Consider the following 14175-nt stretch of genomic DNA (forward strand, 5'->3'; position numbering starts at 1 on the left):
CGATAAGTTGGAGAAGAAGAGTATTGCTATATTAGGATCGACGGGGAGTATTGGGACACAAGCCCTTGATGTTGTTCGTTCCTTTCCTGATAGATTTGAAGCTTCTGTGTTGACGGCAGCTAATAGTGTTGATATCCTGATTGAGCAGGCTTTAGAATTTAAACCTAAGCTTGTTGTTATTATAAATGAGCTACATTTTAATACTGTGAAATCGGCGCTAGCCACTGTCGATTGCCAGATCATAGTAGGAGAAGAAGGTCTTATCGATGCAGCTGAATTTGCTGAGGTAGATATCGTTTTGAATGCGATAGTGGGATCTGCAGGGCTTAAACCAACGGTAGCTGCTATAAAGTCGGGCAAAGATATTGCATTGGCGAATAAAGAGACTCTGGTAATGGCAGGTGAGTTGGTAATGGGGCTTGCACGTAAACATAACGTCAAGATACTTCCGGTGGATTCTGAACATTCTGCTATATTCCAATGTCTTGTCGGCGAAGAAAATCCTATTGAAAAAATATACCTTACTGCATCAGGGGGACCTTTTAGGGGGAAAACGACCAATGATCTTATTAACGTAACCCGCGAACAAGCTCTGAAGCATCCCAATTGGGCAATGGGCGCAAAAATCACAATAGACTCGGCTTCATTGATGAATAAAGGGTTGGAAGTTATTGAAGCTAAATGGTTGTTTGATCTTGATGTTTCAAAGATTGACGTTGTTGTACACCCACAGTCAATAATACATTCTATCGTACAGTTTGAAGACGGCTCTATGAAGGCGCAGATGGGAGCTCCAGATATGAGGGTGCCTATTCAGTATGCGCTGACCTATCCCTCTCGTTTGAAGAATGAATTCAAGCGCTTTAATTTTTTGGAATACCCAGAGCTAACCTTTGAACGTCCTGATATGGATACATTTAGAAATCTCGCACTCGCTTATGAAGCTTTGGAAGCGGGAGGAAATAGATGTTGTATTCTTAATGCGGCTAATGAGATTGTTGTTGACGCCTTTTTAAAGGATCAGGTATCATTTTTAGGAATGTCTGATGTTCTGGAGGAGACATTATGTCAGCTAAGTAATAGTGAAAGCCTAAGTTTGGACGATTATATCGCTTTTGATAAGGAAAGTCGACTTATGGCACGAGATTTAATCAATAAGTTGAGAAACTAATATTTTATAGATGGGAACATTGGTAATGATTGGGCAGGTCATTTTGGCACTGTCAATTTTAATTATATTACACGAACTGGGGCACTTTTTGGCTGCCCGGATGTTTGGAATTAAAGTAGAGAAGTTTTATTTATTTTTTGACGCTTGGGGAGTAAAGCTTTTTAAATTCAATTATAAGGGCTGTGAGTATGGTATTGGATGGTTACCTCTAGGGGGCTATGTTAAGATCGCGGGAATGATTGATGAGTCGATGGACACGGAGCAGATGAAAGAGGAAGCAAAGCCTTGGGAATTTCGCTCGAAACCGGCCTGGCAGCGTCTTATCGTAATGTTGGGAGGTATCATCGTTAATGTTATTGTCGGTATTATTGCCTTTTGGATGATTACTTTTAAGTATGGAGAGGCTGATTTTGATAATACGAAATTGTACGGAATAAAACCTGGTATTATCGGCGAAAAAGTAGGTCTGCAAGAAGGAGATAAGATCGTAGGAGTAAATGGCAATAAGGCCAATTTATTCTACAAGGATTTGATGACTTCGGATGTATTGATGGGAGATGCTACACTACAGATCGAAAGAGCTGGAAATGCAATGGATATCGTATTGCCAGTGACAATGTTGAATGAGATAGCGGAACATAAACGTAATGAGTTTGTCACTCCATTATTTAAAATGTTGCCTGTTGATACCGTTTCAGAAGATTCTCGAGCTTCGAAAATGGGATTATTAAAAGGAGATAGCATTGTCGCTATAAATGGAGTTAAGGTGGTAAGGTTGGATGTGTTTCAAGACGAAGTAGCTAAGAATAAAGGCCAGGAGATTAAATTAGATATTATCCGTGGAACAGACTCATTACAGCTGATAGCTGCAGCCGATACCACGACTAAATTAGGATTTGGTAATTGGCCGATGATGACTCGAGAATATACGTTTACGGAATCTTTTCCTATTGGCGTAAACAAAGCTTTTTCCGTAATCACAGACAATATTAAAGGATTTGGCAAGATATTCAAAGGCGAGGTTCGTGCAGATAAGGCTCTCTCTGGTCCAGTAGGTATAGCCAAGATGTTTGGTAAAGAGGTGGATTGGATGCGCTTTTGGACGCTCGTAGGTACGTTGTCTATGGCTCTTGCTTTCATGAATTTATTACCTATCCCGGCGTTGGATGGCGGACATGTGATTTTCTTACTTGTAGAAATGGTACAGGGAAAACCTTTAAGTGACAAGTTCTTGGAAACAGCACAGATGATTGGTTTCTTTATACTGATTGCTCTAATGCTCTTCACATTCGGAAACGATATCTTGAAATGGTAAGTTAGCCTAAATATAACAATAGAAAAGCCTGTATTGATCAATACAGGCTTTTCTATTTAAATAGATCGGATATGAGTTCTGAAATTGCAAATAGTAGTTTGTTAGGGTTATTAGAGAGGTAGGTCATCACAATTTGAGTTTTGATATCGGAGGAATCACTGATGTCTAAAAAACATATATTGGACGCTATACTAGATTGTTGGACTGTTTTGGGTACGATAGCTATCCCTACATCGTGAGCAACTAACTCTAATATTGATTGTATGGTATTGCATTCGTGCATAACAATTGGAGTAAAGTTAAGCCTACTGCAGATTTCTATAAACTTTTGATGATATACCGGCGCATAATCACTGTTATAGGATATAAACGAAGATCTACTAAGATTTAAATTTCTTAAATCACCATTCATTATTTGCCCCCTTGAACTGGACAAGGCTAAGACAAAACCATCTTCATATAGGGATTTTTGGGTAAACATTGGACGTGTAATGGGAGCTCTGACAATACCGATATCAAGTTTACCCTGCTCTAGGGCTGTGAGTTGTTTTTGGGAAGACGTCTCAAAAAGGTGAACTTGTAATAAAGGATAGCTGTTTTTTATCTGTTTTAGAAGTTCTGATAGTTTTTCTTTAGAAATCGAGCTGATGTATCCTAAATTAAATATCCCGCTTTCCGCAAGATGAATCTGTTGGCACTGTTGTTTAGCCTTCTCTAAACCATTTAATAGGTACTCACATTCCCTAAGGTAATGTTTCCCCGCCTCGGTCAAAGCTACCCTTTTGTTATCTCTTGTCAGGAGCTTAACTGAAAGCTCTTCCTCTAGCTCCTTGATCTGTCGACTCAAAGGAGGTTGAGAGATGAATAGTCGTTTTGCTGCTTTGCCGAAGTGTAATTCTTCTGCTAATACTTTAAAATAGCGAAGATGTCTTATTTCCATGATACTTATTAGGTATTTATAAATAACAAAAATAGTATTTTTAAGGTATTATATACTTCGGTAGCTTTGAATAATATGAAGGAAAAATCTACATTGAAAGAAATTGAAGAACGTTTTGACAACGATGTTGAACGTTTTTCTAAACTAGAAACGGGACAACAGACGACGTTGGACGCTACATTTAATATGCAACTGTTTGCACAGGGAATAGCGAGAGTTTATCCTAACTTAAGAGAGGTATTAGACATAGGCTGTGGTGCAGGAAACTATGATATTCAGTTATTGACTCATATACATCCGTTGGATATTACCTTAGTTGATTTGAGTAAACCAATGCTGAAGAAAGCAAAAGAACGCATCGATTCGGTCAATGTAGGGGGAAAGGTGACGTGTTTACAAGGAGATTTCAGGACAGTTCGTTTAGAACCACAAAGTTTTGATGTTATTATTGCGACGGCAGTGTTACATCATCTCCGTGATGATGAGGATTGGAAGAATGCCTTTGTCCGGTTTTATGATTTACTAAAAGAAGGAGGAAGTATATGGATTTTTGATTTGGTAGAACAGGCTGATCCAGTATTACAAGACTTAATTTATCATGAAAAATATGGATCGTATCTAGAATCATTAAAAGATGAGGCTTATCGAGATCACGTGTTTAAGTATATAGAAAAGGAGGATAGTCCAAGGTCGCTTATGTATCAGTTAGATTTACTTAAGGAGGTTGGTTTTACAAAAATTGATGTTTTGCATAAGAATTTGTGTTTTGCAAGTTTTGTGGCGTTCAAGTAAGCGATTAATCGTAGAGTGTTATTTTTTGTTAAGTTATTCGGTCTCATTATGCTTCGTGTATAAAAATGATTTAAATTGCTTTGAAAATACTTATTTGATAACTAATTAGACATTATGAGAAAATTATTAGCACTGCTTTTTATCATCCCATTTTTGGCGATGGGGCAGGAAAAAGGGATTCACTTTGAGCACAATAGCAATTGGGAAAAAATTAAATCGAAGGCCAAAGCCGAGAATAAGCACATCTTTGTGGATTGTTTTACAACCTGGTGTGGGCCTTGCCGATGGATGTCTGAAAATGTATTTCCTCAAGAGGGTGTCGGTACATTTTTTAACGCCAACTTTGTAAATTTAAAGCTTCAGATGGACCAAACAAAACAAGATTCCGAAGATGTAAAATCCTGGTATGAGGAAGCGAAACGCTTTGGGAAGGACTATGAGGTACGGGCTTATCCGACATTCTTAATTTTTTCGCCTGAGGGTGAACTCGTACACCGTATGGTCGGAGGTGGGGAAGCTGATGCTTTTATTGCTAGAGCAAAGGAAGGATTGAATCCGGAAACACAGTATGTTACTTTGATTAAGAAGTTTGAGGCTAATCCGAAGGATGCTCAAGTCGCTAAGAGTCTAGCGAAAGCAGCTGAGTCAGCTTATGATGAAGCAACTGCTAGTAAGGCTATTGACGCGTTTGTGGATAATGTGGGGGTGTCTGGAGTTTTGACTGCAGAAAATATTGATTTATTGGTGCAAGGGGCCACATCCAGCAAGAGTGTATCTTACGGTATAATTCGGGATAATATGAAGAAAGTGGATCAGCTGTTAGCCCAAAGCAATAAGGCGAAAAGCAGTAATGATGTTTTGGCTGGAGTATTGTCTAGAGAGTTGATTCAGCCTAAAATGGGTAGAGGAGCATCTGGGGCTATAGATTTTGTCGCACTCCAGAAGGAAATAGAACAGGCACATCCTTATATCGATATGAGAGGTCCTATAGCAATGTCCAAAGCCCAATATTTTGCCAGAGAGAAAAATTGGACAGCTTTTAAGGATGCTGTTAACGATTATTTGACGGTAAATCCAAAAGCTGTTTCGGCCGATATGTTGAATTCATTTGCATGGACTATTTTTGAAAACTGTGAAGACGCTGCTTGCATCAAGTCTGCTTTGAATTGGAGTAAAAAATCTTTAGAAGGTGGAGAGCAGGCTATGTTTATAGATACCTATGCGAACCTTTTATACAAATCGGGCGATAAAGCAAATGCTATTAAATGGCAAGAAAAAGCTTTAAGTTTAGCCGCAGCAGGTGAAAAGGAAAATTACCAAGGGACTCTAGAAAAGATGAAGGCTGGTCAGCCTACATGGAACTAAGTATAGGTAATAATAAAAAAGCCTCAGTACAACTGAGGCTTTTTTATTATTCATGGACCACGCCCATTTTGCTAAACTTGTCAATTCTTTCAGTGACAAGTGTATCTGGATTTTTAGCTTTTAGAACCGCTAGATCACTTAAAATCTGTTCTTTTAGATTGTTCGCTGCTTCTTCTGGATTTTGGTGAGCTCCACCTAATGGTTCAGGGATGATACCATCAATCAGTCCATTGGCGAGCATATCGTTACCCGTTAGTTTTAAAGCTTCAGCTGCACGTTCTTTATGATCCCAACTTCTCCAAAGGATAGAAGAACAAGATTCTGGGGAAATAACCGAATACCAAGTATTTTCCATCATATAGACACGATCACCGATACCGATCCCTAACGCGCCACCAGAAGCACCTTCACCTATTACAATACATATTACCGGCACTTTAAGCACAGACATTTCCAGTAGATTACGGGCTATTGCCTCCCCCTGACCACGTTCTTCTGCTTCAAGTCCTGGGTAAGCCCCCATGGTATCGATAAGCGTAATCACTGGCTTGTTGAATTTCTCAGCCATTTTCATTAGACGAAGCGCTTTTCTATAGCCTTCAGGATTGGCCATACCAAAATTACGATACTGTCTTTCTTTGGTGTTTTTACCTTTCTGGTGTCCAATAACCATTACAGATTCTCCGCCTATAGAAGCAAATCCGCCAATAATAGCTTTATCATCTTTGACTGTACGGTCGCCATGTAGCTCAACAAAATCATCACAAATCATATCGACATAGTCGAATGTCTGGGGTCTTTCGGGGTGTCTAGACATCTGTACTTTCTGCCATCCCGTCATATTTTTGTATACGCCGACAGTAGTTTCCGCTAGCTTTTCTTCAAGTTCACGAATCGTAGCACTCATATCAACTTTCGTTTTCTCTGCGACTTGATGAACTTTCTCTATCTGAGTTTGCAAATCTGCGATTGGCTTTTCAAAATCAAATGTTGTTTCCATATAAAAAAACTTTCGTTTTAGGTCGGCTAAGTTAGTGTATTTTTAGGGGATTCTAAAACGGTTTTATGCTTTAATAGTATCTGCAATTGTTCAAAAATTAGTAGATTAGACCTCTTTAGACAAATGACATAAAATGGTGGACAATAATAAGGGCAGCAAGTTTCCTTTTACATTTATTATCAAAATCATTCTTTTAGGGATGACGATAGCTTTTTTCTTCAATACAGTTACTGAAGATGAGCTTACGTGGTGGTATCAGGGAGTAAGAGGTTTTTATTTTTTCTTGGTGCCGAGTATAATTGTTTCTATTATACGTTTTGTTATCATCTCTTTTTACAATGTGCGGCATGCAAAGAAGGCGGTACGGGGTAATTTTGTCCTGGGGATAAATAGAGTTACAGCGATGTTAAATGCTGTTTTTGTAATTATAGCTTTGATGATAGCATTTGGGATAAAGCCTATAGAGTTTTTAACAAGTCTTACTATTGTTGCCATGGCAATTGCGGTGCTTTTTAGGGATTATATTACCAATATGCTTAGCGGCCTGTTTATTATGTTTTCGGAGCAGCTTTCGGTGGGAGATAGAATTAAAGTAGGAGACCAGAAGGGGCGAATCGTTGATATAACCTTTGCTAATATTGAGCTGCAGAATGATGAAGATGATATCGTGATGATACCTAATAATTTAGTGTTCACAAACCCTATGGTCAACTTGTCTGCCCATCGTTCCAATCTGTTTGCAGTAAAGTTTGAATTGCCCCTAGCTATTAATGTATCTGTCGATGAGTTGGAAAGGGATATTCGTGATACTTTAAGAAACCATCCTAATCTAGCCTCTAACAATGAACTTGATTTGGAAGTTATAGAAATCGGAAAAGACTTTGTGCGCTATAAGATCGAATTATACGCCGTGAGTAGCAGCAATAAGCTTCACAAAAGCATCGAAAATGAAATACTTAAGTATATCTTATCATTTAAACACAGGCAGACTAAATCTTCCGGACTTTAATGCTTTCGACAAAGTGATCTGAACCCTTCTGTAAGATAAGATCTGCTCTATACTTTGTAGGAAGTATATTGTCATGGAGATTAGGTTTGTTGATTTCATTCCATATTTGAATTGCCATATCTCTACTCTCTTCAAGACTCATATCAGCATATTTATGAAAGTAAGACGTAGGGTCCTGAAATGCTGTCGCTCGTAAAGATTCAAAACGATTAACATACCAAGAGATGATATCTTTTTCTAAAGCATCAACATAGATTGAATAATCAAAAAAATCGGAAACGAATACTTTGTTGTTTTGCCCTTTTTGAGAGTTGACCTGTAATACGTTAATACCTTCTAATATGAGAATGTCTGGCTCGACAATCTTTTGTTCTTCTTCTGGCAATACATCATATTCTAGATGTGAATACATTGGAACAGATACCTGCGGTGTGCCCGATTTTATAGCCGATAGGAAATGAAGGAGCTTTTTCGTGTCATAGCTCTCCGGGAACCCCTTTCTATTCATTATATTTTTGTCTGAAAGAATTTTATTAGGGAAGAGAAATCCATCTGTAGTTACCAGTTCTACTTTGGGTTTATGCGGCAGCAGAGAGAGTACTTTGGTCAGGACGCGAGCTGTTGTACTCTTACCAACAGCAACGGACCCTGCTATACCGATGATAAAAGGGAGCTTTTGTTGGTTTCTTTGGAAAAAAGAATTGCTGTCATCACGAATAGTATCATGGTTTTTGATATGAAGTTCGATCAGGTGAGCTAAAGGAAAATATATCTCTTCGATTTCCTTCATATTCAGAGGTTCGTTAAGTGCATGGAGAGAATTTATATCTGTAGATTCCAGATTTAGATTAAACTGTCCATTTAAATCCTTCCATTCTTCTCTTTCGAATTGTTGGTAAGGGCTACTTAATATGAGTTCCTCTTGTGATGACGACATTATTAACTTTATTTATGGCGCAAATATAATATCCTTAAGTCAAATTAACTGTAAATTTATTGTAGCATGTTGCTTTCAATAATGATAGGGTTACTGAGTATTTTTTGTACAGGACATTTATCACCCACTTTTAGAATTCGTTCTTTTTGCATATCATCTAGATCCCCATATAGTTTAATGATACAGCGAATGTAGGTAGTCTGTTGTTGAGTACTTTTTACAACTTCGCTGGATAAGGATATTTCTATAGATTCTAAGGGCCATTGCTTTTGGTCTGCATACATTCGCATGGTCATTGCTTTACAGGTACCGAGTGCCGATAATAGGAAGGCTGTGGGCTTGGGGCCAAGGTCAGTTCCTCCAACTTCTGTGGGTTCATCAGCTATAAGATGATGCTGATTAATGCTTACTTCTGTTTTATATTTTTCCTTCCCAATACTTACTTTTACTTCGTCAGTCATTTTTTTGATCGTTTAATAATCCCTCTATGATAAGTGTTCCTGTGCCTGGGTTAGTCGCTAACGGGACATTGTACAGGTCACAGATTCGCATCAACATTTGTATGTCCGGTTCGTGGGGATGTTTACCAAGCGGGTCTCTAAAAAAAATTATTCCATCTATTTTCCCTTCTGCTGCTAGGGCAGCTATCTGTGCGTCTCCGCCTTTGGGACCACTTAATTTAAGCTCGACCTGCAGTCCAGTTTGTTTTACATAGGTTCCTGTAGTGCCCGTAGCTATCAGGTTAGCATTTTTCAGATTTTCTATATGATCTTTTACGAAAGCTACCATTTCCGCTTTTTTTCCGTCATGGGCTATTAAAGCAATTGTTTTCATAAGGATTGTTGTTCTTTTTTATATGTATCCTATTGTCTTTAAATCCTATAGGTAAGATTTAAAGACAATAGGTAGTTCAACGGTGTTTCTAAGTGTTACTTTATAATCTTGGGGTTACCCAAAGAAAATATAAGCAACTATAATAGCAGCTATTACTCCGATAAATTCTGCTATTAAAGCACAAGGGAGTGCATGTCTTGTGTTTTTAATAGCGACGGAACCAAAATAGACTGCTAAGACATAAAATGTAGTTTCTGTTGATCCTTGTATGACGCAAGCTACACGAGAAGCAAATTCATCTGCTCCTTTGGCTGCCATAAGGTCTACCATAAGTCCTCTGGCTCCTGATCCACTTAAGGGTTTCATAAAGGCTACAGGTAAGGCTTCCACAAATGAGGTGTCGAATCCTAGTTTAGCAATTAGGTACGAAATGCCATCAACAAGGTAGTCCATTGTACCTGAGGCTCTAAATACTGCAATAGCTACTAGTATAGCAACCAGGTAAGGGATAATATTGACAGCTACACTGAAACCTTCTTTAGCTCCCTCAATAAAAGCATCATAAACATTTATTTTTTTGTAGAAAGCTAGTGCGATAAATGAAACAAAGAGAGAGAAAAGAGTGAGATTTCCGACCACAGAGGAAATAACCTCTATTTGTTCCTGTTGTAGAGTAGAAAAATAATAAAGTAGTCCCCCTATAGCAACGGATAAAGATCCTAGATATAGTAATATGGTTTTGTTAAAGAGGTTTATCTTTTGATAAATGGACACCATTATTAAAGCTGCCAGTGTAGAAAAAAAAGTAGCAATTAATATAGGAAGGAAAACGTCGGACGGTTGGGCTGCACCAGCTTCTTGTCTATAAGCCATAATGGAAATAGGAAGGAGTGTTAAGCTCGACGCGTTCAAGACGATAAACATGATCTGTGCATTCGAAGCAGTATCCTTTTGGGGATTTAACTCCTGTAGTTCCTTCATTGCTTTCAACCCTAGTGGAGTGGCTGCGTTGTCCAAGCCAAGGGCATTAGCAGAAAAGTTCATCAAAATAGACCCTAAGGCCGGATGGTTTTTAGGTATTTCAGGGAATAATTTGTTGAAAAAAGGACCTACAATCCGAGCGAATACGGCTATCATTCCACCTTTTTCACCAATTTTCATAATTCCCAATGCAAAAGTCATCATTCCGATTAGACCTAAGGAGATTGTTGCGCCATTTGCTGCACTGTCGAATAAAGACTTTACAATGTTTTGGAACACCTCGGTATCCCCACCGATTAGCTTTATTAGAGCGACAACGAAAGTGATCAAAAAAAAGGAAACCCATACGTAATTTAGTGCCATATAATTATTGATTTTAATCGTAAATGTAAGGTTTATGAAAGATTCTTCCAAGAATGATTTTGACGCTCCAAGTTTCGTTTCCGAAAAGAATTTAGCGTAGGTTCTTAGCCTCCGTTGAGCACTGCTGTTATGGCACTTGCCTTTAGCAGACATTCATTATATTCATCTTCTGCTAGGGCATTAAAAGTCAGAGCTCCTCCTGTATGAAAGGATAGGTATTGTTTCGTATGATTGTAAATAATAGTACGGATGACAACATTAAAGTCAAAATCTCCATTTGGAGCAAAGTATCCTATTGCTCCAGCGTACACTCCACGCCTACTACTTTCATAACTGTCGCAAAGACGCATTGCACTTACCTTTGGTGCACCGGTCATGGACCCCGGAGGGAATAGGTTTTTTATTGCCTTGATGTCTGAGATGGTTTTTCTTTGTAAGCCAGTTATGGTAGAGACAAGTTGATGCACCTGTTTAAAGGTCTGAACCTCCAGAAGTTTTTCAGCTATTACGGTTGCAGGTTCTGCAGATTGTGTCATATCATTACGGACTAGATCCACGATCATGATGTTTTCTGCGATTTCTTTTGGATTGTTTTTTAATTCAGTTTTGATCCGTTCATCTTCCATTAAGCTCTTCCCACGTGGAGCTGTGCCTTTAATCGGTTGAGAAATTAATGTACTTCCTCTTTTTGCAAGGAAGCGTTCCGGAGAGGCCGAAATGATGTATTTATCCTTTAATTTGAAGAATGTGGAGAAGGGGGTAGGAGATACCTTGTTAAGACGCTCATAAGTGAGTATTGGATCGATGACCGTGTTTTCTGCATAGAATTCCTGGCAGAGGTTTACTTCGTAAATGTCTCCCCGCTTGATATGCAACATCATTTTCTCAAATGTATTGAGATATTCGTCTTTAGACATTCTATTTTTGACCTCTACCTGTGCTATTTTACCTTCATCAGATCTGGTATCTAAAACTGTATTTAATATGGATTGATGAATCTGTGCTGGTGCGGTAGCTTCAATTTCTACAGTTTCCCCTATAAATCTAATGATTGTTTTAGGGACAAAAAAATAGGCGTTTGGAAAGTTTAATGGGTCAGGAAATGTGGTATGTAGGTTTTCCAGTTCATTTTTTAAGTCATAACTAAAAAAACCAAGCACCCATTGATTAGGGTACTTGGCTCTAAATTGTTCTAAGTCGTTAAAGACTTTATGATCTGTAGCTTTAAACTCATCGGAAGCATCTACAGCTAATAGTGCTTCGATTGAACTGTATTCGTTTGTATACTCATTCGATTGAAGATGGCAGAATTGTTCGAATTGCTGCGCCCACTGTAAAGCTTTAGCAACGAACGGTAATCTGTCTACTTCAAATATGGCTGTTGCCATTTTTTATTTTAAAACAATTGTCTGTGTACGATCAGGACCTACAGAAAGATATTTGATTGGCACTTCAAGTGCTTTCTCTAAATACGCGATATAGTTTGCCAATGCTGCAGGTATTTCCTCTTTCGAACGGATACCAGTTAAGTCTTGGTTCCAACCTTCAATTTCTTCCAAAACTGGTATCGGTTTGATCGAATTGATATCGTACGGCATGTAATCAATTACTTCTCCATTATAATTGTAGTGCGTACATGCATATATTTTTTCAAAAGTATCGAGTACATCGGCTTTCATCATTACGAGTTCCGTAACACCATTTAGCATGATAGCGTATTTTAATGCAGGAATATCAATCCAGCCTGTACGTCTTGCTCGACCAGTCGTCGCTCCAAATTCATGGCCTAATTGACGCAGCTGCTCACCAACTTCGTTATCCAATTCTGTTGGGAAAGGTCCACCGCCTACACGAGTACAGTAAGCTTTAAATATACCTAAGACTTCTCCAATTTTATTTGGTGCGATCCCCAAGCCAGTACAAGCTCCAGCTGTTGTTGTATTGGAAGAGGTAACAAATGGATAAGAACCAAAATCGATGTCTAATAATGTACCTTGTGCACCTTCTGCTAAAACTTTCTTTCCTTCTTTCAGATATTGGTTGACGAGGTGCTCAGAGTCCACATGCGGAATCGTTTTTAAGAATTCAATCGCCGCAAGAAATGCTTCTTCACGTTCTTTAAAATCAGGAACTTCACCGTAATGCGCTAAGATACTTAGATGTTTTTCTTTTAATCTTTCATAACGCTCCATAAAGTCAGGTAGTGTAGTATCTCCCACACGTAGGCCATTTCTACCTGTCTTATCCATGTAAGTAGGCCCAATTCCTTTTAATGTAGAACCGATTTTTCCTGCACCCATTTTTGATTCAGAGGCTGCATCTAAAAGTTGATGCGTCGGAAGGATTAAGTGTGCTTTTCGGGCTAAGACCAGTTTTCCTGTTCCTACAGGATCAAAACCAGCTGACTTAAGATTGTCAAGCTCTCTTTTTAGGATGATAGGGTCGATTACAACTCCGTTTCCAATTAAGTTTAAGGTCTTAGGGTTAAAAATACCTGAAGGGATAGTGTTTAAAACAAATTTTTTATTGTCAAACTCTAAAGTGTGTCCGGCATTAGGGCCTCCTTGAAAACGAGCGATTAAATCGTACTGTGGACATAATACATCCACTATTTTCCCTTTTCCTTCATCGCCCCATTGTAAGCCCAATAGCACATCAACTTGCATAGCGTATTTATTTTGAGATTAAAATTGAATTTTTTAAAAAACTAAAATAACGTACCCAGCTCTGACACTGTATAACACCTAGCGTGCACAGTGAATTTAGAGCCATTTCCAAATACTTATGGAAAGTCTATCAACATATAGTTTTGATTGATAAACGGTGACTGTAAAAACTAAGTTCGGAAAATTGATTGCCAATTTTCCGAACAAAAATACTATTTAAAATAAAGGTTGGAGAATTAATTTGAAATTACTTCTGTATCTACTTTCTTGTTTTCTTTGTCTTTAGCTTCTTGACAAGCTTGGCATACACCATAGAGGTTTAGAGAGTGGTGTTTTATGTCAAATTTAAGAAGCTCTCCAATCATACTTTGTATCTGATGGATGCGTGGGTCACAAAACTCAACAACGTTATTACACTCTATACAAATGACGTGATCATGTTGTTTATAGCCATAGGATTTCTCGAATTGCGCCATGTTACGACCAAATTGATGTTTGGTCACTAAGTCGCAAGAAACCAAAAGCTCTAAGGTATTGTACACTGTAGCTCTGCTCACGCGGTATTTTTTGTTTTTCATATGGATGTAGAGTGACTCTACATCAAAATGATCGGTACGCGAATAGATTTCCTCTAGAATAGCATAGCGTTCAGGAGTTTTTCTTAGACTTTTGTTTTCTAAGTAAGCTTCAAATATTTTTTTTACTGTACTGTAGTTCTCAGCTTGATTCATTTTCTTATATAAGGATTAACACCTAAACAAATTTACCAATTTCTACGCTATTTATAGCATAATAAAAAAAA

14 protein-coding genes are annotated in these 14175 nt (G+C 38.2%); 5 read left to right on the top strand and 9 right to left on the bottom strand.

All coding sequences use genetic code 11. The annotated features are described in order from the left end of the window. Positions 1-7: 7 nt before the first annotated feature. Both CLV99_RS12735 and rseP read left to right on the top strand, forming a co-directional pair. Positions 8-1171 carry a 1-deoxy-D-xylulose-5-phosphate reductoisomerase gene (locus tag CLV99_RS12735; RefSeq protein WP_133584879.1) on the top strand — a complete coding sequence of 388 codons (1164 nt, stop codon included), beginning with the start codon at positions 8-10 and terminating at the stop codon, positions 1169-1171. A 10-nt stretch (positions 1172-1181) separates the two neighbouring features. After that, positions 1182-2486 carry an RIP metalloprotease RseP gene (gene rseP, locus CLV99_RS12740; protein ID WP_133584880.1) on the top strand — a complete coding sequence of 435 codons (1305 nt, stop codon included), beginning with the start codon at positions 1182-1184 and terminating at the stop codon, positions 2484-2486. A 52-nt stretch (positions 2487-2538) separates the two neighbouring features. On the opposite strand, the gene CLV99_RS12745 is transcribed toward rseP, so the two are convergent. Beyond that, on the bottom strand, positions 2539-3426 hold the full coding sequence (locus tag CLV99_RS12745) for a LysR family transcriptional regulator (protein ID WP_133584881.1): 888 nt from the start codon (positions 3424-3426) through the stop codon (positions 2539-2541). A 75-nt stretch (positions 3427-3501) separates the two neighbouring features. On the opposite strand from CLV99_RS12745, the gene CLV99_RS12750 reads away from it, so the two are divergent. Together CLV99_RS12750 and CLV99_RS12755 are read left to right on the top strand one after the other, a co-directional pair. Next, positions 3502-4218: a class I SAM-dependent methyltransferase gene (locus CLV99_RS12750; RefSeq protein WP_133584882.1), complete on the top strand. Its 717-nt coding sequence runs from the start codon at positions 3502-3504 to the stop codon at positions 4216-4218. A 114-nt stretch (positions 4219-4332) separates the two neighbouring features. Beyond that, positions 4333-5583 carry a thioredoxin family protein gene (locus CLV99_RS12755; RefSeq protein WP_133584883.1) on the top strand — a complete coding sequence of 417 codons (1251 nt, stop codon included), beginning with the start codon at positions 4333-4335 and terminating at the stop codon, positions 5581-5583. A 46-nt stretch (positions 5584-5629) separates the two neighbouring features. Here the strand turns inward: CLV99_RS12755 and CLV99_RS12760 are convergent, their stop codons facing one another. Next, on the bottom strand, positions 5630-6583 hold the full coding sequence (locus CLV99_RS12760) for an acetyl-CoA carboxylase carboxyltransferase subunit alpha (RefSeq protein ID WP_133584884.1): 954 nt from the start codon (positions 6581-6583) through the stop codon (positions 5630-5632). 133 nt (positions 6584-6716) lie between these two features. On the opposite strand from CLV99_RS12760, the gene CLV99_RS12765 reads away from it, so the two are divergent. Next, positions 6717-7592, top strand: a complete 876-nt coding sequence (locus CLV99_RS12765; protein WP_133584885.1) for a mechanosensitive ion channel family protein — start codon at positions 6717-6719, stop codon at positions 7590-7592. Here the strand turns inward: CLV99_RS12765 and coaA are convergent. The 7 genes from coaA to CLV99_RS12800 all read right to left on the bottom strand — a co-directional run bounded on the left by coaA (position 7573) and on the right by CLV99_RS12800 (position 14104). Continuing rightward, positions 7573-8529: a type I pantothenate kinase gene (coaA, locus tag CLV99_RS12770; RefSeq protein ID WP_133584886.1), complete on the bottom strand. Its 957-nt coding sequence runs from the start codon at positions 8527-8529 to the stop codon at positions 7573-7575. The two genes, CLV99_RS12765 and coaA, sit on opposite strands and share 20 nt — an antisense overlap. Before the next feature lie 56 nt (positions 8530-8585). Next, positions 8586-8990 carry an OsmC family protein gene (locus tag CLV99_RS12775; protein WP_133584887.1) on the bottom strand — a complete coding sequence of 135 codons (405 nt, stop codon included), beginning with the start codon at positions 8988-8990 and terminating at the stop codon, positions 8586-8588. Then, entirely contained in the window at positions 8983-9363 is a 381-nt protein-coding gene (locus tag CLV99_RS12780) for a methylglyoxal synthase (RefSeq protein WP_133584888.1), read from the bottom strand. The genes CLV99_RS12775 and CLV99_RS12780 overlap by 8 nt, the downstream gene beginning before the upstream one ends. 114 nt (positions 9364-9477) lie before the next feature. Continuing rightward, positions 9478-10707 carry a nucleoside recognition domain-containing protein gene (locus CLV99_RS12785; protein ID WP_133584889.1) on the bottom strand — a complete coding sequence of 410 codons (1230 nt, stop codon included), beginning with the start codon at positions 10705-10707 and terminating at the stop codon, positions 9478-9480. 104 nt (positions 10708-10811) lie between these two features. Further along, the gene (locus tag CLV99_RS12790) at positions 10812-12095 is read right to left on the bottom strand and encodes an anthranilate synthase component I family protein (RefSeq protein ID WP_133584890.1); all 1284 of its coding nucleotides are present in this window, start codon (positions 12093-12095) and stop codon (positions 10812-10814) included. A 3-nt stretch (positions 12096-12098) separates the two neighbouring features. Beyond that, complete coding sequence (locus CLV99_RS12795) at positions 12099-13373, bottom strand: adenylosuccinate synthase (RefSeq protein ID WP_133584891.1); 1275 nt, start codon at positions 13371-13373, stop codon at positions 12099-12101. A 236-nt stretch (positions 13374-13609) separates the two neighbouring features. Beyond that, positions 13610-14104, bottom strand: a complete 495-nt coding sequence (locus tag CLV99_RS12800) for a Fur family transcriptional regulator (RefSeq protein WP_133584892.1) — start codon at positions 14102-14104, stop codon at positions 13610-13612. Positions 14105-14175: the final 71 nt, after the last annotated feature.

It is taken from the genome of Sphingobacterium yanglingense, assembly GCF_004363245.1.
GTDB classification, from domain to species: Bacteria; Bacteroidota; Bacteroidia; order Sphingobacteriales; family Sphingobacteriaceae; genus Sphingobacterium; species Sphingobacterium yanglingense.